Below are 18,538 nucleotides of genomic sequence, written 5' to 3' on the forward strand. Positions count from 1 at the left end.
GCACGGTGCGAAACGACTCGGCGACCGAACTCGCCCACACCGCCTGGCCGGACGTTCCGCCCGACGCTCTGGTCCTGCTGCCCATCGGGTCCACCGAACAGCACGGCCCGCATCTACCGCTCGACACGGACAGCGTCATCGCCGAGGCCGTCGTCCGGCGCGCGGCAACTGCCCTCCCCGGGACGCTAGTTGCACCGACACTTCCCTACGGCGCGAGCGGCGAGCACGCGGGTTTCCCCGGCACCGTCTCGATCGGCCACGAAGCGCTGTGTGCCGTGCTGGTGGAGGCGGTGCGCTCGCTGTCGCTGTGGGCCGGACGGATCGTCGTGGTCAACGGCCACGGCGGCAACACCGCCACCCTCGACACCGCCCTCCGCCTGCTGCGCACCGAAGGCCACCACGTGGCCTCGACCGGCTGTGCCGTCCCCGGAGGTGACGCGCACGCAGGCCGGACCGAGACCTCGGTGATGCTCCATCTGGCCCCGGAGCGAGTGCGATTGGAGTGCGCGGTCGTCGGCGACACACGGCCATTGGCGCTCCTGCTCCCGGAGTTGATGGCTCACGGCGTCCGCGCCGTCTCCCCCTCCGGCGTCCTCGGCGACCCGACCGGCGCCTCGGCGGCGGAGGGACGCAGGGCGACGGACGCGATGGTGTCGGCCGCCGTCCGCCGGATCACCGCCTGGACCGTGGACGACCGGGGCCGGCTCGCCGAGCCCGAACGCCCGCTCACGTCACGGCAGTTGGACCAGCAGGTGATACGGCCATGACGCTGCCCGTCGGCTTCCTGGTCGAACTCGACCGGCACACCCGCATCGTCGACGGCGGCCGGGCCTTCGTCGGCGGCTTCCCGACCCGGCTGATCCGGCTGACCCCGCGGGCCCGACGGCTCTTCACCGGGCGGACGTTGCGGGTGCGGGACGCGGCGAGCTCGCTTCTCGCGGACCGGCTGCTGGACCTCGGCATGGCCAATCCGGTCGTCGCCTCGCTGCCCCCGCCCACCGACCCCCGCTGCACGGTTGTCGTGCCGGTCCGCGACCGGCCACGCCAACTCGCCCGCCTGCTCGGCAGTGTCGGCGGCAACCACCCCGTGATCGTGGTCGACGACGCGTCACGGCGCCCGAAGGCCGTCGCCGCTGTCGCGGCGGAACACGGAGCCACGCTGGTCGCCCTGACCACGAACATCGGACCGGCCGGCGCCCGCAACGCCGGACTCCGGCTCGTCACGACCCCCTTCGTGGTGTTCGCCGACTCCGACATCGTGCTCGCCCCCGACACCGTGCCCACCCTCCTCCGGCACTTCGCCGACCCGGCCGTCGCCATGGCCGTACCCCGCATCACCGGGCTGCCCTCGCCCGCTCCGACCTGGGTCGAGCGGTACGAGAACGCCCGCTCCTCCCTCGACCTGGGTGCTCATCCGGCCGGAGTACGACCCGGCAGCCCCGTCTCGTGGGCGTCCTCGGCCTGCGTCGTCGCGCGGGTGGACGCCCTGAAGGAGGGCTTCGACGAGCGGATGCGGGTCGGCGAGGACGTCGACCTGTGCTGGCGGCTGATCGGACAGGGCCGGCGGCTGCGCTACGAGCCGACCGCCGAGGCGGCACACGAACACCGGGCGCGGCTCGACGACTGGCTGCTGCGCAAGGCCGTCTACGGCACCGGCGCGCAGCCCCTCGCCGAACGCCACCCGCGGTTCATCGCCCCGGTCGTGTTCGCCCCCTGGAGCGTGGCACTCCTCACCGCGCTGCTCGCCCAGCGCAGGTGGTCGGTGCCCGTCGCGGGGGCCGTCCTCGTGGGCGTCACCCTGAGGATCGGCCGGAAAATGGACGGCATCCAGCACCCGCACCGGCTGGCCGCGCGGCTCACGGCCAATGGGGCGCTGGCCGCTCTGGCCCAGACCTCGGCCCTGTTCAACCGGCACTGGTGGCCGCTCACGGTAGTGGGCTGCGTGGCGTCCCGCCGCGTGCGCAGGGCGGCGACGGTGGCCGCGCTGGTCGATATCGCCCTCGAATACCGGCGCGACCAGGCCCGTCTCGATCCCGTCCGCTACGGCGTCGCGCGTCGCCTCGACGATCTCGCCTACGGAGCCGGCGTGTGGCTGTCCGCCGTGAAGGGGCGTTCCACAGCGGCCCTGCGGCCTCGTGTTACTCGCTGATCCCTCTGTCCCGGTCAGCGGAAAGCGCTCAGCGGGTGATCGGCCCGGAAATGACACTGGGATCATCCCGCCGCGCGTGTGCGGCACTTGCGAGGTATCAGTCAGCAGGAGGTGTGCGGCGTGACGCATGAAGTGGTCAACCGTGTCGAGGATCTCGGGTCCGAACTGGCCGCACTCGCCGAAGAGAACGAGAAACTGGGCAAGTTGAGCGACCGGACCGTCGAACTGCTCCGCGCGGCAGGCGTGATCCGACTCCTGCAGCCCAAGGAGTTCGGCGGCCACAGCGCCCACCCCCGGGACTTCGCGGAAGCGGTGATGGCCGTCGCACGGCACGACGGGGCCGCGGGCTGGGTGTGCGGTGTCGTCGGCGTACACCCGTGGGAACTGGCCCAGTTGGACCCCCGGCTCGCGCACGAGGTGTGGGACGAGAACCCGGACACCTGGATCGCCTCGCCGTACATGCCGAACGGCATCGCCGACCCCGTGGACGGCGGATACGTCCTCAGCGGACGCTGGCCCTTCTCCTCCGGAAGCGACCACTGCGACTGGGACTTCCTCGGCGCGCTCGTCGGCGACGGCAAGGGCAGGCCGGCCGGCCCGATCTCCGTGCTCCATGTCGTACTGCCGCGCTCGGACTACGAGATCATCGACGGCACCTGGGACGTGATCGGCCTGGCGGGCACCGGCAGCAAGGACGTCGTCGTCGACAAGGCGTTCATCCCCGCCTACCGCACGATCAAGCAGGAGGCCGTCCAGGAGGGCAGCGCCGCCGAGGCGGTCGGACTCACCGACACCCTCTACAAGCTGCCCTTCAGTTCCATGTTCCCCCTCGGGATCACCGCCGCGGTCATCGGCATCTGCGAGGGCGCGCTGGCCCTCCATCTGTCCCAGCAGCGCGATCGGGTCGCCGTGACCGGCGTCCAGGTACGCGACGACCCCTATGTGCTGTACGCCGCCGGAGAGGCCGCCGCGGAGATCGCCGCCTCACGGGTCCAACTGATCGACGGCATCAGCCGGTTGTACGACCAGGTCGAGGCCGGAAAGCCCGTGTCCATCGAGGACCGGTCGAACGTCCGCCGGAACCAGGTCCGTTGCGCGTGGCGTGCCGTCTCCGCCCTGGACGAGATCTTCGTGCGGTCCGGCGGCAACGCGATCCGGCGCGACAACCCGATGCAGCGGTTCTGGCGGGACGCACACGTGGGACTCCAGCACATGATCCACGTCCCCGGATCCGCGTACCACGCCAACGCGTTGGCTCAGATGGGACTTGAGCTGCCCGAAGCGATGCGCGTCCTGATCTGACGGCTCGTCAAGAATGAACCCGGGAGAACAAGGAGGGGCCGTGACGGACGCGGTCGAGGGACGCTCTTTCCGTGAGGTGCTGGGGCACTTCCCCACGAGCGTGGTCGCCATCACCACGACGGACGCCGACCGGCAACCCCGGGGAATGATCGTCGGAACCTTCATGTCCGTCTCCCTGGAACCGCCGCTGGTGTCCTTCCTGGTGGACGGTTCATCCAACACCCTGCCGACGATCCGGACGGCCGGGCGATTCTGCGCCAACGCGCTCGCGGGCAATCAGGAACGCCTCTCCCGGCAGATGGCCGGCGGGCCGAATCGCTTCGAGGGCGCCGACTGGCAGGAATCCCCGCTAGGCAATCCCGTCCTGGACGGAATTGTCGCGTGGGTCGACTGCACGGTCGAGAAAATCGTCGAACTCGGCGACCACCAACTCGTCGTCGGCCGCGTCCGCACACTCCGCGTCGAGTCGATGAAGACCCCACTGCTCTTCTTCCGCGGTGGTTACGGCGACTATCTGTCGAGCACGACGCTGCTGCTGGACAGGCTCGTCGGCTGGTAGCAGGGAACGAAATCGAGCCGCGCGATCGCGAGATCAAAGGAGATCCGTTGATGCGAAAAGACCTGCACTTCAGATTGGAACGCATCTCCGCGTGGTGCGGATTTGTGCTGTTGCTGGGGTTCGCCGTCGCTTTCTCCGTCGGCCATCTCATCACGCCGATGGACCCGACGACGAATGCCCAAGGCGTTGTCGAATTCCTCACCGACCATCAGACCGGGATCCTCGCCTGCGCCGCGATCATGGTCCTCGTGGTCCCGTTCGAGTACCCGTTCGTCGTCGTGACCAGCATGCAGATGCGCCGTATCGAGGGCGGGTGGGGCCTGCTGTCCATGGTCCAGCTGCTCACCGGCGTCGTCGCGCCGATCGGCTTCTTCTTTCCGATCGCGATACTCGCGGCAGCGGCCTACCGACCGGAGAGCCACTCGCCCGACGTGCTCTACGCGATGTCGGACATCTACTGGCTGATGCTGGTGGGCAATGCCTGCATATTCGTCCTCCAGGTCTGGTCGATCGGGTACGCGGCACTCGTCGACAACCGTGCCAAGCCAGTGTTCCCCCGCTGGTTCGGCTATCTCAATCTGGTGCTCGGAGTTCTGCTCATCCCGGGCGCCTTCGTCTTCCTCACGAAGACCGGCCCGTTCGCCTGGAACGGACTTCTCGCGAACGTGCTTCCCACAGTGGTGTACTTCGTCTGGAAGATCGCCACGCCGATCGTGCTGTTGCGCGCCGTGAAATCCGAAGAGGAGGAGGCGGCGGAGGAAGCGGCACCTTCCGAACTGGCGAGCGCCTAGCGGCCCGCCGTCAGCGGAGCCCGCGGGAGCCGACGATGCGGAACGTGGGATGGTCGGCGGGGTCGGGGAGTTGGCGGAAGGTCTCGGCCACGGTCGGGAAGCGGCCGAACTGTTCGAGGTAGACGGCGATCAGCGGCGGACGCTCGCCGGCCGGCACCTCGACCGCCTCGAACTCCTCGACCCGGCCCCCGCGTTGCAGTCGTCCGCCGTTCGCGGCGCGCAGGTTGCGGGACCACTCGGTGTTGCCGCGGGGCGCGATGAGGTAACGCTCCCCGTCGTGATCGAGGACGGCCACCGGCACACTCCGCCAGCGCCCGCTGGTACGGCCGCGGACGCTCAGCGTGCTCAGTACCGACCGCGCGAAGAGCTTGGCCATGCGGTTGCCGATGACCCGTGCTCCCCAGGGCGGGCGGAGGTAAGGAGCGCTGGACGCTGTCATGGAACCTCCTCGGGAAGGTGCTGATGCGGAACGTGCTGATACGATTTATAGGGTGACCTCAAATATAGGGTCACCCTAGGTGCTTTGTCTCCCCGAGACGGAGGTTCGGACAGAGGTGACGATGGGGCTTCGCGAGTCGAAGAAGGAGCAGACGCGGACACTGATCGCGGACACCGCCTGGCGGCTGTTCGCCGACCGGGGGTTCGACGCCGTGCGGGTCGCCGAGATCGCCCGCGAGGCGTACGTCTCCGAGGCCACCGTCTTCAACTACTTCCCGCGCAAAGAGGACCTGCTCTACTCCCGGCTCGAAGGCTTCGGGGAACGCCTGGTCGCGGCCGTCGACTCCCGGCCCCCGGGCGAGCCGGTCCTGGACGCCGTACGGAACTTCCTCACCGAACCGGCCGGGCTCCTCGCCCAGGTCGAGGCCGGGGAGGGCGAGGCGGTCGTGCGACTGCGGACGGTCAATCGCATGGTCGCGGACAGCCCGACGCTCCGCGCCCGCGAACAGCAGGCGATCGCCGACGCGACAGCCGCACTGGCCGCACGGCTCGCCGCCGAGGAGAGCGCGGGTCCCGGCGGGGCCGTCACCGCGTACGTGGCCGCGAACGCCCTGATGGGTGTCCATCGCGCTCTCATCGACCTCGTACGGAGACGTGTCCTGGCCGACGAGGCGATCGACCGGCTCGCCGCCGACGTCCGTGCGTACGGAGCGGAGGCCTTCACCCTGCTCACGCGCGGCTTCGCCGACTACGGTGTACGGCCTGCCAGTTGCGGCGATGAGTCCTGAACCGGGCAGGTGAGCAAGGGAGTTGAGTTGCGGTAAGCCGGCGACCCGTTCGGGTGACTGCCGTACCGCTCATGGGCAGGACTCCCCGAACTTCACCGCGGAGAACTCCACCGGCTGCCCATTCAGCTTCGTCCCGGCGGGCGGCTTCTCCGAGCACACCTGCCAGTTCGACTCCAGGAGGATGTAACGCCCTTTGCCGGAGGCGTCCTTGACCGTGATCGAGGTGCCGGAGCGGAGCGCGTCGCGGGCGGTGTTCACCGACTTCCCCTTGAAGTCCGGCATCGTTCCGCCGGCCGCGGTGGGCGTGGACCGGTCCTTCGCCGGGCAGGTCTCGTCCGACTTCACGGCGCCGAAGTCCAGTTGGGTGTCCGTGGACGTGGTCGTACCGGCCTTCACGTTCTGGGAGCAGACCTTCCAGTCCCGGTCGAGGATCTGGTGCCGGTCACGGCCGAGCGAGTCGTGGGACTTGAGGCTGTAGAAACCCTGCTTCTGCGCCGCGTCCTGCGCGGACTGAAGGCCCATGCCGATGAAGTCGGGGACGGTCTTGGGGCTGCCTCCGGTCTTGGCGTCGCTGCTCCCGGCGGTGGCTGTGGCTGTTGAACTTCCGCCTGCGCCGGTGGTGTTGTCGCAAGCGGTTCCGAGGCCGCCGATGACGAGAATGCCTGCGGTGACTCCACCGACGAGCTTCCAGTCGCGCTTCTTCTTCGGACGTGATCCGGCGGCCCATGACGGCTGACCTGGTGGCGTAAATACGGAGTTGGACACGGTACGCCCCTGATGTGTGGATGAAGGGACACTGTGTCAGACATGGAGACCCGGCGGCACGGTGAGTGACGAACCGTGACAGGTTTCGGGGCGGTGTTCGGCAACGGCAGACTGGACGGATGGACGCAGGACTTGCCGCGCTGCTGGGTGCCGCTGTCGGCTCCGTCGCCACTCTCGGCGCCGCGATCGTGAGCGGTCGGACACAGACACGGGCTCAGCACGATCAGTGGCGGCGTCAGCATCGCCGCGATGCCTACGCCGGTTACCTCGGCGCGCTCCATGACCGCGACATCGCCATGGACGCCGTACTCGACGCACTGCGTTCGGACGAACCCGAACTGCCCGATGTCGATGAGAAGATACATCGCTTCATCGCCCTTGCCCGCGAGGTCCACCGCGCCGCCGAGGTCGTGATCCTCGAAGGACCGGCCTCCCTCGTGGAAGTCACCGAACGAGTCGCCGACGCCTCCAGCGGGCTCTCCGAGGTCATGCGGCGGATGGCCGACAACGCTCGCGTCGGGGACGTCACCCGCAAGACCGAGGACGTGACCCTTGCCGCCGAGCGGGAGCGCATCCTCTACCAGGAAGTGAGGGCCTTCCGGGTCGCGGCCCGTGGTGTCATCGGCAACGCCGCCTGATCCGTGGCTACTTGAGGTGCCGGCCCAGGAAGTCGACGATGTGGCCCATCGTCTCCTGGGTGGACCAGGGCAGGGAGGCCGTGGTGTCGCCGGTGAAGGACAGGTCGCCGTGGCCGGCGCCGGTGAGGACGTAGCGGGTGCTGTCGATTCCCTTGGCGCGCAGTGCCGTGTGGAGGTTCAGGGTTTCGCTGGGTGAGACCAGGTTGTCGGCGCTGCCGTGGAAGATGACGAAGGGCGCGGTCCTGGAGCTGATGTGGGTGGCCGGGTCGGCGGCCGCGACCTCGCTGGTGCGGTTCGCGACCGACTTCTTGGTGCCGGGGCCGTAGACCCATTGGGCGGCGCTGTTGCCCGCCGCGTAGTTGGCCTTCTGGGCCGCCGTGTCGTAGTCGGCCGCGAGCTTGGAGAGGTCGGCCGGGCCGAACTCGTCGACCACGCCCTGGACTTCACTGCTCTGGTCGAGGTTGTCGCCGACGTCGAAGGACTTCTCGCCGTTGGTGGCGCCGGTCATCGCCGCCAGGTAGCCGCCCGCAGACTGCCCCCATACGGCGACCTGATCGGCGTCGATGGAGTACTTGTCCGCGTTGGCGCGGAGGTACCGGATCGCGGACTTCACATCGGCGACGGCGTCCTTGTACGTGGCGCCGTCCTTGGTGGTGCGGTACTGGACGCTGGCCACGACGTAGCCCTGGTCTGCCACGTAGGTGCGCTGATTCAGGTTGGCGGTGCGGTCCGCCATGACGAAGCCACCGCCGGTCAGGTAGATGACCAGGGGCTTCTTTCCCGATGTGGACGTGGGTACCTGGATGTCCAGCTTCAGGTCGCTCTTCTTGCCGTCGGTGGTCGGCGAGGCGTACGTGATGTCGTGCGTGGTGGTGATCCCGGAGGTGGCGCATCGGATCTGCGCACCCTTGGGGTCGATCACCGTGCTGGTGCCGGTGTCCGACTTCTTGATGGTCTTGGCCAGGGCGATGCCTCCCGCGTTGCCCGACGGCATTCCGGTGGGCGTCCCCGCGGGCGTTCCGGCGCCGGCCCCGGCGGTGGCGTTGGCCGTGCCCGTGGGGCAGGCGGCCGTCTTCGCGCTGGGGCCGGCTGTACCGCCGGCCGAGCTTGTGCCGCCCGAGGAGCAGGCGACCAGGGCCAGCCCCGCGGTGATGGTGACCGTGACGGCGGCTCCGCCCCTCCACCAGCCTGCCCGCGCCTTCCCTTGAGGCGCTGTCTTCTCTCCGCGCATGTCCATGTCTTCTTCTCCAGCCGGCACGAGGTGGTAAACGGAGATCGCATCTCCGGTTTGTCTCCGCCACCGTAACATCAAACGGAGATGTAATCTCCGTTTAGATTCCAGGGGGTGATCGTGCCGGGGCGAACCTGATCAAGGGGTGCCCAGCTCGCGCCGGTACGATGAGCTGGAAGATCCGACATCATCCGGAAGGCGTGACGACTGGTATGGCGGAGCCCGCTGAACACGGCAGACCGCCGCTGCGGCGCGACGCCGAGCTGAACCGCCGCCGCCTGATGACCGCCGCCCGCGAGGTGTTCCGCGACCGGGGTCTGGCCGCGACTCTCGACGACGTCGCCCGCCACGCGGGCCTCGGTGTGGGGACGGCCTACCGGCACTTCTCCAACAAGGAGGAACTGGTCGACGCGGTCTTCGAGGACATGATCGACCAGGTCGAGGCGTCCGCCCGGGAGGCCGCCGCCGATCCCGATCCGTGGCACGGACTGGCGTCCAGCCTGGAGAAGGTGTGCGAACTCCAGGCACACGACCGGGGGTTGCGCGAGGTCATGCTCGGCACCGGCAAGGCGGCCCAGCGGCACGCTGTCGTCGACCGGCGGATCAAGCCCCTGCTCGATCCGCTGATCGAGCGCGCCAAGGAGCAGGGGGCGCTGCGCCCGGACATGGAGCACCTGGATCTTCCGATGATCCAGCTGATGGTGGCCGCGGTCACCGACCAGACCGGAGACCCCGACCTGTGGCGGCGCTACCTGCGCCTGCTGCTGGACGGCATGCGCACCCAGCCGGACGGGACGGAACCGCTGCCCCCGGCCCCCGTGTTCCGCGGCATCGGAGTGGCCCCGGATCCCGCAGAGGAGAAGCCGCCCCGTCTCTGAGACCGGTCGGCGCGGACGCGTCCTGAGGCACTAGACCGAGAGCGCGAACCCGCCCGTCACCCGCAACGTCTCACCCGTGATGAACGAGGCCTTCGACGAGACCAGATACAGCAGCGCCTCGACGATGTCCCGTTCCTCGCCCTCCCGTTGGAGGATCTGCTCGCCCAGCACCCGCTTCGCCTCGGCCTCGGACAGTTCGGCCCGGACCGTGTCGGTGAAGATCAGGCCCGGGGCGATCGCGTTGACGCGGATGCCGTCGGCGGCGAACTCGCGCGCGAAGGACACGGTCAGTCCGCGTACGGCGAGTTTGGAGACGCCGTAGATGCTGCGGTTCGCGTAGGCCGCCGACGAGGAGATGTTGACGATGGCGGCACCGGCGCGGCCCCGCATGGCTTTCTGTGCCGCGAGGGAGCAGATGACGACGCCCATCACGTTCACGTCGAGGACGCGTCGCACGTTGGCGAGGCCGAGTTCGGTGAACGGCCGGTTGTAAGCGGCGTGCAGGCCCGCGTTGTTGACCAGGATGTCCAGGCCGCCGTGCCGTTCGGCGACCTCGCCGACGACCGCCTCGACCGCGGCCTCGTCGGCGACGTCACAGGCCACCCCCGTCACGCTGCCGCCCGCGGCGGTGAGTTCGGCGGCGGCGGCCTCCGCCGCGGCTGCGTCGATGTCCGCGAGCACGACGTGCGCACCCCGCGCCGACAGAGCCGCGCCGAACGCCTTGCCGAACCCGCGCCCGCCCCCGGTGATGAACGCGACCTTGCCGTGGTGCTCGTCCTGTTCCGGCATTACGGATGCTCCCGTCGTCGTCCTGGTTCCAACCGGCGCCCCGCACCGGTCACTTGGGGCCGAACCGCTGTCCCGCGTCGAGCCGCAGGCACTGGCCGTTCAGCATCGGGTTGTCGACGATGGCGAGCGCGAGCTTCGCGTACTCCTCGGGGCGGCCCAGGCGTTTGGGGAACGCCGCGTCCCTGACCAGGACCGCCCGCGCCTCGTCCGGGATCTTCTCGACGGCGCCCGTGTCGAACAGACTGGGCGCGATGGCCAGGACGCGGATGCCGAGTGAGCCGAGATCGCGCGCCATGGTGAGGCACATCCCGGCGATGGCGGCCTTGGCGGCCCCGTAGGCGACCTGCCCGACCTGCCCCTCGAAGGCGGCGATCGACGACGTGTTGATGATGACGCCGCGCTCGCCGTCCGGGTCCTCGGGCTCGTTGCGGCTCATGTGCGAGGCGGCGAGCCGGCTGACGTTGAAGGTCGCGACGGTGTTGAGGTCGAGGACCCGGCGGAAGGTGTCGAGGTCGTGCGGCCCGCTCCTGCCGAGTGTCCGCTTCGCCGTACCGCCGCCCGCAGTTGTGATCGATACGTGCAGTCCGCCGAGCGATTCGACGGCGGTGGCCAGCGCACTCTCCGTCGCCTCGAAGTCGGTGACGTCGACGGGCTGGAAACGCCCGCCCAGCGCGGCCGCGACCTCCGCACCGGCCGACGCGGGACGATCGAGTACGACGACGTCGGCGCCGCGCGCCGCGAGCAACTCGGCGCTGGCGCGCCCCATTCCGGAGGCACCGCCGAACACCACGGCCTTCTTGCCCTTGATCTCCATCGGTCGATTCCCTTTCGCTCGGCTCAGGCGGACGCGGAAGACCGCTGGAGGAGGGTGCAGAGCCGGTCGCGGTGGACGGCCGTGTCCCCGTGGAGCACCCGGTCGGCCCTGGCCCGGCGCAGGTGGAGATGGAGGTCGTGCTCCCAGGTGAAGCCGATGCCGCCGTGCAACTGCAGTGCCCTGGCGGCGACTTCACCGGTACCGGCGGTGGCGTAGGCGGCGGCGGCACAGGCCGCGCGGGCGGCGTCGTCGGTACCCGCGTCGGCGGCCATCGCCGCGTAGTACGTCGCGGCACGGGTGCCGTGCACGAGCAGTGCCATGTCGGCGCAGGCGTGCTTGACGGCCTGGAAAGCGCCGATCGGCCGCCCGAACTGCACCCGGCTCGTGGTGTGTTCCACGGTCATTTCCAGCATCCGCTCCATCACGCCGAGCGCGTCGGCGCACCGTAGGACGGATGCCTCGTCGAGCAGGGCCTGGATGTCGGCCGGCCCGCCGTCGAGACGGGCGTCGAGCGGAACGCGTACGGCGTCCAGGCGGACCTCGTGGAACGCGCGGGTCGGATCCAGGACGCGCTGACGCCGGACGGTGACACCGGGGGCCGCGCGGTCGACGAGGAAGGACGCCGGTTCGCCCTCGTGGCGTGCGCTGACCAGCAGCCAGCGAGCGCCGCCGGCGTCCTGCACCACGGTCTTCACGCCGTCCAGGACGGCCCCGTCCCCATCCGTGCGGGCGGTCGCGCGGATCCCGTCGAGGGTCCAGGGTGCGTGCGGTTCGGCGAAGGCCCAGGTGGCCCAGCCCTCTCCGGCGGCGAGCGCGGGCAGCACCTCGCCGCGCAGCCGTTCGGAACCGCCGTAGGCGATCGCCCGGCCGACGACCGCTGTCGGCAGGAACGGGCCCCGGCCCAGCGCGCGCCCGATCTCCTCGGCTACCAGGGCGAGTTCGACCAGTCCCTGGCCGGACCCGCCGTACTCCTCGGGCAGGGCAAGGCCGGGCCAGCCGAGGTCGGAGGTCAGCCGCCACAATTCGGGGTCGACGTCCTCGGAGCGGTCCATCGAGGCTCGGACGAGGGCGATCGGGGCCCGGTCGGCCAGCAGGTCGCGAGAGGCCTCGCGCAGCATGGCCTGCTCCTCGCTGAGCTCGAAGTTCACCAGCCACCACCCGTTCCACGGCAGATCGACGGCAGATCCACGGCATGAAGAAGGTATCCTCTTTTAGGAGATCGGTCGAGATGTCGGGGTGCTTCTGGGCGTTCTTCCGCGTCGTGTGACGAGTTGAGTATCATCAATTGCATGACTGACGCCGTTCTGCTCGCCGCCTGCCGCACCGCGATCGGTACCGCCCGCAGGGGAACGCTGCGTGACACCAGCGCCTTCGACCTCGCCACCGTCGTCGTACGCGAGGCGGTGCGACGCTCCGGGGTGCCGCTCGACCTGATCGACGACGTCGTCCTCGGCGAGACCCTGGCCGGCGGCGGGGACATCGCCCGCTACGCGGCACTCGAAGCGGGGCTGACCCATGTGCCCGGCCTGGCACACAACCGGCACTGCGCCTCGGGGCTGTCGAGCGTGGCGACCGCCGCCGCGGGCGTACGCGCCGGAATGGACCGCGTGGTCGTCGCGGGCGGAACGCAGTCCTCGTCGACCGCGCCGCAGGCCCGGCGCCGGATTCCGGGCACCGACGACTGGCAGGACCCCTGGATGTCGCCCTCGCATGTTCCGACCCGTGAGGCGCCCAACGATGACATGGCCACCCTCGTCGGCTGGAACACGGCCCGGATGATGGGCATCTCCCGCCAGGAGATGGACAGTTGGGCGCTGCGCTCGCACCAGCGGGCCGTGCGGGCGATCGACGGGGGACGGTTCGCCGGCGAGATCGTCCCGGTCGAGGTCATCGACCGGGACGGGACGAAATCCGTGTTCGACACCGACGAACACCCTCGACGCGACACCAGCATCGAGAAGCTCGCGGCACTGAAGGTGCTGCATCCCGAGATCGACGGCTACTCCATCACGGCGGGCAACTCCAGCGGGGTGAACGACGGTTCGGCCGCGGTCGTCGTCGCCTCCTCCGAGGTCGCCGCCGAGCACGGGCTCGCGCCGCTCGCCACCGTACGGTCGTGGGCGAGTGTCGGCGTCGACCCCGCCGAGACGGGACTGGCCCCGATCGCCGCCATCCGCAAGGCACTTGACCGCGCCGGGCTGCGGATCGAGGACGTCGACCTGTTCGAGGTCAACGAGGCGTTCGCCGCCGTGGCCGTCGCCACCACCCGCGAACTGGACCTCGACCCGGAGCGGGTCAATCCCTTCGGCAGCGGATGCAGCCTCGGACACCCGATCGCCACCACCGGCGCGCGCATGATCGTCACGCTCGCGCACGAGCTGCGGCGGCGCGGGGGAGGGACGGCGGTCGCGGCCATGTGCGCGGGTGGCGGCATGGGATCGGCGATGGTGCTCACCGTGTGACGAGCGGCCCGCCGGGCGGCCCGCCGGTCAGCGCGCCGCCCAGCTCACCGTCTTGGTCTGCAAATACTCGTCGAGCCCGAACTCGCCCCACTCGCGGCCGAGTCCGCTCTGCTTGTAGCCGCCGAAAGCCGCCCGCGGGTTCACCCCGGCGCTGCCGCCGTTGATCGTGACACCGCCGGTCCGCAGCCGGGTCGCCATGTCGTACGCGGCCGGCGTGTCCGCGCTCCAGACCGCACCGCCCAGACCGTAGGGACTGTCGTTGGCGATGCGCACCGCCTCCTCGTCGGTGCGGAACGGGATGACGACGCCGACCGGTCCGAAGAACTCCGTCCGGGCGACGGTCATCGCGTTGTCCACGGCGGCGAGGAGCGTGGGTTCCAGGAAGTAGCCCTTGTCGAGACCGGCCGGGCGCCTGCCGCCGCAGACGATACGGGCGCCCTCCTCCTCGCCGACCTGGATCAGCTTCTCGACCTTGTCCCGCTGGGCCGCGCTGATCAGCGGACCCATCGTGGTGGCCGGGTCGGCGGGGTCGCCGACCCTGACCCCGGCGAGGGCCGCGCTCAGCCGGTCGACCAGCTCGTCGTGGAGGGACTCGTGCACCAGCGTGCGGGTCAACAGTGAACAGCCCTGCCCCGCATGGGTGGTCATCCCCCCCAGCGCGGAACGGACCGCGCCGTCGAGATCGCCGTCGGCGCGGACGATGTTGGCCGACTTGCCGCCGAGCTCCAGGACGACCTTCTTCATGGAGGCGGCGGCCTGGGCGTACACGACGCGGCCCACCGTGTCCGAGCCCGTGAAGCTGACGAGGTCCACCATCGGGTGGGTGGTCAGCTCCCGGCCGGCCTCGACATCGCCGGTCACGATGTTCAGCACACCCGGCGGCAGCCCGGCCGCGTCGGCGAAGTCACCGAGCAGCAGCGAGTCGAGCGGCGTCTGGGGCGCCGCTTTGAGCACGGCGGTGCAGCCCGCGGCGAGCGCGGGGATCACCTTCATCATGCTGAGGAAGAAGGGGAAGTTGTACGCCGAGATCAGCGCGCACACCCCGAACGCCTCGCGGCGCAGCACCCCTTGGGAGATGCCGACACCCGGCGCGATCGTGGGATCCATCGGGCGCTCCCACGCGAAGGCCGGGATCACCCGCTCGGCCATGTCCCGCAGATGCGCCACCGGCACCCGGGTCTGGAGCGTCTCCGCCAGCGCGCGCACCGAACCCGCCTCGGCCATGTTGACGGCGACCAGCTCAGGCAGCCGCCGCTCCAACTCCTCGGCCAGGCGCAGCAGAACGGCACCCCGCTCGGCGGGCCTCATCCGCGGCCACGGCCCCTCGTCGAAGGCCCGCCGCGCCGCCTCGACCGCACGCCGCACATCTGTGAGCGAGGAGTCGGGAACTTCGGCCAGGATCTCCTCCGTCGCCGGATTGCGTACGACGATCCGCGCGTCCGAGGTGCCGTCGGTGCGCCGTCCGTCGATGTAGAGCCGCGAAGAGAACGAGTACGTCGTCGTCATGTGCCGTCTCCTCATCAGTGTGTCCCGGGTTGAGTGTACTGAATTAGCGGGGACGGGTCAGGGGTGCGTCGAGTTTATTGACTGGACCGGTCGGTACAGCTAACTTCGCAGATATCTGGGGGTCGGCCTTCTGGCTACGGACGACGGAGTTCGAAGAGAGGTACCGCCTGTGTTCAAGGAATTTGTCGTGTCCGGCGATTCGCACATCATCGAGCCGGTCGATCTGTTCAAGACCCGCCTGCCCAAGCAGCTGCGTGAACGCGCCCTCTGGGAAGAGGAGTTCACCCTCGACGAGCCGATCGTGCCGGGCGGGCACACGGAGTTCAAGAAGCTCCACACCATCGGGTTCGACGGCTGGACCATCTCCAAGTACCGCCAGACCGGCGGGGAGACGCCCGACGGCGATCCCGACCACATCATCCGGGACATGAACTTCGACGGCGTCGACGCCTCGGTCATGTTCCCCAACCTCTCGCTGTTCGTCCTGTTCACGGACGACCACGAGCTGTCGATGGCGCACGCGCGGGTGTGGAACGACTACCTCGTCGAGCGCTACCTCCCCTACAAGGACCGGCTGCGTCCCACCGCCGCGATCCCGATCACGGACGTCCCCGCGGCCGTGGCGGAGATCGAGCGGATCGCGCGGCTGGGACTCGGCGCGATCCTGCTGCCGGAGATCCCGCCGCTGCCGTACTACGCGCGGGAGTACGACCCGATCTGGGCCGCCGCCCAGGCGCACGACCTGCCGGTCTTCATCCACGTGGCCACCGGCGGGGTGAAGGTCAAGCAGGAGATCTCCGGGACGGCGCAGACCGTCCGGGGGCTGATGACGTCCATGAACATGGGCAAGGGCAACCTGACCGACGACATGGTGGCGGGCCGGACCATGGGCTTCGCGGCCGGCGCCGGTGTGGCGGGTCCGCAGGGCATCATCGCCAGCCTGGTCGGCGGCGGGGTGTGCGAGCGCTTCCCCGACCTGCACTTCAACCTGATCGAGTACACCGCCGGCTGGCTGGTGTCCTTCATGGGGTACATGGACAAGGCGTGGAAGACGGGTACCGGCCAGGACCCCGACTGGTGGCTGGGCTTCTGGGACGACAATCGTCCGGCGACCGAACAGCCCTCCATGGGAAGGCTGTTCGCGATCAACGACAAGTGGCCCTACCCGCTCAAGCCGACCGAGTACGTCCGGCGGCAGATCCACGTGCAGTTCGCGGACGACCCCACGGCGGTCAAGGCCCGTCACATCACCGGCCTGTCGACGGTGATGTGGGGCAACGACTACCCACACGCGGAAGGCACCTTCCGCAGCAGCGCGGAGTGCATCGCGGAGAACTTCGAGGGCGTCAACGACGAGGACCGCGCGGCCATCCTGGGCGGCACCCTCGCCGACGTCGTGCACTTCGACAAGAGCCGGAAGCTCGCCCCGGTCACCGAGAGCGCCTGACCCGGAAAGCGGCGTTTCAGGGTACTGAAACGCGAAGGCAGCGGCGGGCGGCCCGAGGGTGCCGCCCGCCGCTTCTCTCACGGCGTGGGCAGTTCGTCGATCAGGGCGAGGGAGGCACGGGCGTACGCGGCCCGGCGCCGCTGGCTCACCAGGAAACTCGGGGGCGCGAAATATCCGACGTCACGGGGCAGCGAATCGGCGCGACGGGCGAGCATGTCCTTCGCGTCGGCCGTCGTCCCGCACACGGCGATCTCCGTCAGCATCTCGTCGGTGACGGCGGCGGCCATCGCGTCGGTGTCACCGGCCCGGAACGCCTTGCGCAGCTGCGCCACCGGGCCCTCCCAGCCGTGGTGGGCCACGAACGGGTCGTACGTCTTCACCGTCAGGTAGAAGGCGATCATGCGCCGGGCGTCGGCCACGGCGCGTTCGGGGGCGGTGTCGTCGACCGCCGTGATGACCCAGCCGTGCTCCAGGGGCGGCTCGGTCCGGTCGGCCGCCACCGTGCCGCTCTCCACCGACGGGCGTACGACGTCGTTCCACCAGGAGCGGGTGAACAGCCCGTGCCCGATGACGCCGTCGGCGACCCGGCCCGCCGTGGCGGCCATGCGGGTGTTGAACGCGGCGAGCAGGACGGGGATGTCGAGCCGGCCGAGCACGGGGGCGCGGACGTCGGCGTCGATCGAGTGGAACTCGCCCGAGTAGTGGACCTTCTCGCCGTTCTCCGCGTGCAGCCAGGCGCGCACGGCGCCGACGGTCTCCGCGATCCGGGCCACGGGCCGGTCGGCCGGCACGTCGAGCCAGTCGCGGTTGATGCGGAACGCGGCGCTGCCCAGCCCGAGGAAGAGCCGCCCCGGCGCCTGGGCGTGCAGCTGGCGCAGCGCGGTGGCGTGCGCGTACGGGGTGCGGGCGAAGGCGTAGGCGATGGCGGGCCCCGCCAGGGCGCGCTCGGAGTTCGCGACGATCTCGGCGACAGTGAGGTAGGCGTCGTGGTCGACGAACTCGCCGGCGCAGAAGGCGCCCGCACCGGCCTCCTCGGCCTCACGTGCCACCTCACGGCCCGGCCAGGGCATGCCAAAGCGCATCGGAGCCAGCCCTCCATGGAGCATCATAAAAAAGGATACTGTTTTATGGAGCGTAGGGGAGCGTCAGCGCAGTGTCCACCGTCCGCGGGGCACCGCCGCGCGGTCCACCTCCGCCTTTCCGATCGGGTTGCCGATCTGGGTGTACGACAGTCCGGTGCGCAGCGCCTGGGTGCGGGTCGCGTCCAGGGACTCCCAGATCGCGCGGACCGTGCCCTGGATCGCCGCCGGCGGTTTGGCGGCGATGACGCGCGCGATCTCGTCCGCCCGGTCCCAGAGCTGTTCGCCCGGCAACACCTCGCTGACCAGGCCGATCTGGAGAGCGCGTGCGGCCGACACGCGCTCGTCCAGACCGAGCAGCGCGATGCGCAGGGCCTCGCCGAGCGGGATGCGGCGGGCCAGCCCGATCGGTTCGAGGGCCGCGGTGAGTCCGTAGCTGACGTGCGGATCGAAGAAGGTCGCGTCCTCCGAACAGATCAGGATGTCGGCCTCGTTGAGCCAGTAGAACGCGCCGCCGGCGGCCATCCCGTGCACCGCGCAGACCAGGGGTTTCCACACCTGGTTCAGCTTCGGCGACAGGAACTCCCCGGGGTCGGTCTGCGACCACACATTGGGATGCCGGTCGATTCCCTCCTTCACGTCCATGCCGGTGCTGAACGCGCGCTCGCCCGACCCGCGCAACACCACGACATGCACGTCGTCGTCGGCCTTCACCCTGTCCCAGAGCGCGGAGAAGTCGTCCAGCATCTGCTGGTTGAAGCTGTTCATGGCCTGCGGCCGGTTCAGCGTGACCGTGGCGACATGGTCGGTCACCTCGTACAGGACGGTCTTGAGATCCATCCGGCGACTCCGTTCGTCATCTCGACGTGATCGAGGTAAGTAGTATACTTTTTTCTGGTCTT

The 18,538-nt window shown here is 69.8% G+C and carries 19 protein-coding genes; 10 read left to right on the plus strand and 9 right to left on the minus strand.

The annotated features are described in order from the left end of the window. The first annotated feature begins 5 nt into the window (after positions 1-5). The 5 genes from mftE to ACNFOC_RS00310 all read left to right on the plus strand — a co-directional run bounded on the left by mftE (position 6) and on the right by ACNFOC_RS00310 (position 4,801). Positions 6-767, plus strand: a complete 762-nt coding sequence (gene mftE / locus ACNFOC_RS00290) for a mycofactocin biosynthesis peptidyl-dipeptidase MftE (RefSeq protein WP_416955307.1) — start codon at positions 6-8, stop codon at positions 765-767. Continuing rightward, complete coding sequence (mftF, locus tag ACNFOC_RS00295) at positions 764-2,149, plus strand: mycofactocin biosynthesis glycosyltransferase MftF (RefSeq protein WP_416955309.1); 1,386 nt, start codon at positions 764-766, stop codon at positions 2,147-2,149. The genes mftE and mftF overlap by 4 nt, the downstream gene beginning before the upstream one ends. A gap of 120 nt (positions 2,150-2,269) precedes the next feature. Continuing rightward, positions 2,270-3,451, plus strand: coding sequence for an acyl-CoA dehydrogenase family protein (locus tag ACNFOC_RS00300; RefSeq protein ID WP_416955311.1), 1,182 nt, complete (start codon positions 2,270-2,272; stop codon positions 3,449-3,451). Between the two features lie 40 nt (positions 3,452-3,491). Further along, complete coding sequence (locus tag ACNFOC_RS00305; RefSeq protein WP_416955313.1) at positions 3,492-4,010, plus strand: flavin reductase family protein; 519 nt, start codon at positions 3,492-3,494, stop codon at positions 4,008-4,010. 50 nt (positions 4,011-4,060) lie between these two features. After that, positions 4,061-4,801 (plus strand): hypothetical protein, encoded by a 741-nt coding sequence (locus ACNFOC_RS00310; RefSeq protein ID WP_416955315.1) that lies wholly within the window; start codon positions 4,061-4,063, stop codon positions 4,799-4,801. A 10-nt stretch (positions 4,802-4,811) separates the two neighbouring features. Here ACNFOC_RS00310 and ACNFOC_RS00315 read toward each other — a convergent pair whose 3' ends face one another. Then, a complete protein-coding gene (locus tag ACNFOC_RS00315; RefSeq protein ID WP_416955317.1) occupies positions 4,812-5,240 on the minus strand; it encodes a nitroreductase family deazaflavin-dependent oxidoreductase in 429 nt (142 codons plus the stop codon). A 121-nt stretch (positions 5,241-5,361) separates the two neighbouring features. Here ACNFOC_RS00315 and ACNFOC_RS00320 point away from each other — a divergent pair, with 121 nt between their 5' ends. After that, entirely contained in the window at positions 5,362-6,027 is a 666-nt protein-coding gene (locus ACNFOC_RS00320; protein WP_416955419.1) for a TetR/AcrR family transcriptional regulator, read from the plus strand. A 69-nt stretch (positions 6,028-6,096) separates the two neighbouring features. Here the strand turns inward: ACNFOC_RS00320 and ACNFOC_RS00325 are convergent, their stop codons facing one another. Further along, a complete protein-coding gene (locus ACNFOC_RS00325; protein ID WP_416955319.1) occupies positions 6,097-6,792 on the minus strand; it encodes a hypothetical protein in 696 nt (231 codons plus the stop codon). Between the two features lie 119 nt (positions 6,793-6,911). Here ACNFOC_RS00325 and ACNFOC_RS00330 point away from each other — a divergent pair, with 119 nt between their 5' ends. After that, a complete protein-coding gene (locus tag ACNFOC_RS00330) occupies positions 6,912-7,430 on the plus strand; it encodes a proline dehydrogenase (RefSeq protein WP_416955321.1) in 519 nt (172 codons plus the stop codon). A 7-nt stretch (positions 7,431-7,437) separates the two neighbouring features. Here ACNFOC_RS00330 and ACNFOC_RS00335 read toward each other — a convergent pair whose 3' ends face one another. Continuing rightward, positions 7,438-8,667 carry a prolyl oligopeptidase family serine peptidase gene (locus ACNFOC_RS00335; RefSeq protein ID WP_416955323.1) on the minus strand — a complete coding sequence of 410 codons (1,230 nt, stop codon included), beginning with the start codon at positions 8,665-8,667 and terminating at the stop codon, positions 7,438-7,440. 206 nt (positions 8,668-8,873) lie between these two features. Between ACNFOC_RS00335 and ACNFOC_RS00340 the strand changes: the two genes are divergently transcribed. Continuing rightward, a complete protein-coding gene (locus tag ACNFOC_RS00340) occupies positions 8,874-9,539 on the plus strand; it encodes a TetR/AcrR family transcriptional regulator (protein ID WP_416955325.1) in 666 nt (221 codons plus the stop codon). Between the two features lie 30 nt (positions 9,540-9,569). Here ACNFOC_RS00340 and ACNFOC_RS00345 read toward each other — a convergent pair whose 3' ends face one another. From ACNFOC_RS00345 to ACNFOC_RS00355, 3 genes are read right to left on the minus strand one after another with little or no spacing between them, the layout of a single operon-like run. Beyond that, entirely contained in the window at positions 9,570-10,328 is a 759-nt protein-coding gene (locus tag ACNFOC_RS00345) for an SDR family NAD(P)-dependent oxidoreductase (protein WP_416955327.1), read from the minus strand. Positions 10,329-10,377: 49 nt separating this feature from the next. Further along, positions 10,378-11,142, minus strand: a complete 765-nt coding sequence (locus ACNFOC_RS00350) for an SDR family NAD(P)-dependent oxidoreductase (protein WP_416955329.1) — start codon at positions 11,140-11,142, stop codon at positions 10,378-10,380. A gap of 23 nt (positions 11,143-11,165) precedes the next feature. Further along, positions 11,166-12,290 carry an acyl-CoA dehydrogenase family protein gene (locus tag ACNFOC_RS00355; RefSeq protein ID WP_416955330.1) on the minus strand — a complete coding sequence of 375 codons (1,125 nt, stop codon included), beginning with the start codon at positions 12,288-12,290 and terminating at the stop codon, positions 11,166-11,168. A 141-nt stretch (positions 12,291-12,431) separates the two neighbouring features. On the opposite strand from ACNFOC_RS00355, the gene ACNFOC_RS00360 reads away from it, so the two are divergent. Continuing rightward, on the plus strand, positions 12,432-13,604 hold the full coding sequence (locus ACNFOC_RS00360) for a thiolase family protein (protein ID WP_416955332.1): 1,173 nt from the start codon (positions 12,432-12,434) through the stop codon (positions 13,602-13,604). A gap of 27 nt (positions 13,605-13,631) precedes the next feature. Here the strand turns inward: ACNFOC_RS00360 and ACNFOC_RS00365 are convergent, their stop codons facing one another. Further along, the gene (locus ACNFOC_RS00365) at positions 13,632-15,110 is read right to left on the minus strand and encodes an aldehyde dehydrogenase family protein (protein ID WP_416955334.1); all 1,479 of its coding nucleotides are present in this window, start codon (positions 15,108-15,110) and stop codon (positions 13,632-13,634) included. A gap of 187 nt (positions 15,111-15,297) precedes the next feature. On the opposite strand from ACNFOC_RS00365, the gene ACNFOC_RS00370 reads away from it, so the two are divergent. Further along, positions 15,298-16,557: an amidohydrolase family protein gene (locus tag ACNFOC_RS00370; RefSeq protein WP_416955336.1), complete on the plus strand. Its 1,260-nt coding sequence runs from the start codon at positions 15,298-15,300 to the stop codon at positions 16,555-16,557. Between the two features lie 77 nt (positions 16,558-16,634). Here the strand turns inward: ACNFOC_RS00370 and ACNFOC_RS00375 are convergent, their stop codons facing one another. Further along, positions 16,635-17,639: an LLM class flavin-dependent oxidoreductase gene (locus ACNFOC_RS00375; RefSeq protein WP_416955338.1), complete on the minus strand. Its 1,005-nt coding sequence runs from the start codon at positions 17,637-17,639 to the stop codon at positions 16,635-16,637. A 63-nt stretch (positions 17,640-17,702) separates the two neighbouring features. Beyond that, on the minus strand, positions 17,703-18,476 hold the full coding sequence (locus ACNFOC_RS00380; RefSeq protein ID WP_416955340.1) for an enoyl-CoA hydratase/isomerase family protein: 774 nt from the start codon (positions 18,474-18,476) through the stop codon (positions 17,703-17,705). Positions 18,477-18,538 lie beyond the last annotated feature (62 nt).

Origin of the sequence: Streptomyces colwelliae, assembly GCF_048158785.1 — a bacterium.
Taxonomy (GTDB): Bacteria; Actinomycetota; Actinomycetes; order Streptomycetales; family Streptomycetaceae; genus Streptomyces.

Excerpts from the sequence above, each read along its gene's own strand:
- ACNFOC_RS00350 (WP_416955329.1), bottom strand. The coding sequence starts at position 11,142 with ATGGAGATCAAGGGCAAGAAGGCCGTGGTGTTCGGCGGTGCCTCCGGA.
- ACNFOC_RS00375 (WP_416955338.1), bottom strand. The coding sequence starts at position 17,639 with ATGCGCTTTGGCATGCCCTGGCCGGGCCGTGAGGTGGCACGTGAGGCC.
- mftF (WP_416955309.1), top strand. The coding sequence starts at position 764 with ATGACGCTGCCCGTCGGCTTCCTGGTCGAACTCGACCGGCACACCCGC.
- ACNFOC_RS00360 (WP_416955332.1), top strand. The coding sequence starts at position 12,432 with ATGACTGACGCCGTTCTGCTCGCCGCCTGCCGCACCGCGATCGGTACC.
- ACNFOC_RS00365 (WP_416955334.1), bottom strand. The coding sequence starts at position 15,110 with ATGACGACGACGTACTCGTTCTCTTCGCGGCTCTACATCGACGGACGG.
- ACNFOC_RS00345 (WP_416955327.1), bottom strand. The coding sequence starts at position 10,328 with ATGCCGGAACAGGACGAGCACCACGGCAAGGTCGCGTTCATCACCGGG.
- ACNFOC_RS00340 (WP_416955325.1), top strand. The coding sequence starts at position 8,874 with ATGGCGGAGCCCGCTGAACACGGCAGACCGCCGCTGCGGCGCGACGCC.
- ACNFOC_RS00335 (WP_416955323.1), bottom strand. The coding sequence starts at position 8,667 with ATGGACATGCGCGGAGAGAAGACAGCGCCTCAAGGGAAGGCGCGGGCA.
- ACNFOC_RS00315 (WP_416955317.1), bottom strand. The coding sequence starts at position 5,240 with ATGACAGCGTCCAGCGCTCCTTACCTCCGCCCGCCCTGGGGAGCACGG.
- ACNFOC_RS00320 (WP_416955419.1), top strand. The coding sequence starts at position 5,362 with ATGGGGCTTCGCGAGTCGAAGAAGGAGCAGACGCGGACACTGATCGCG.
- ACNFOC_RS00380 (WP_416955340.1), bottom strand. The coding sequence starts at position 18,476 with ATGGATCTCAAGACCGTCCTGTACGAGGTGACCGACCATGTCGCCACG.
- ACNFOC_RS00330 (WP_416955321.1), top strand. The coding sequence starts at position 6,912 with ATGGACGCAGGACTTGCCGCGCTGCTGGGTGCCGCTGTCGGCTCCGTC.
- ACNFOC_RS00310 (WP_416955315.1), top strand. The coding sequence starts at position 4,061 with ATGCGAAAAGACCTGCACTTCAGATTGGAACGCATCTCCGCGTGGTGC.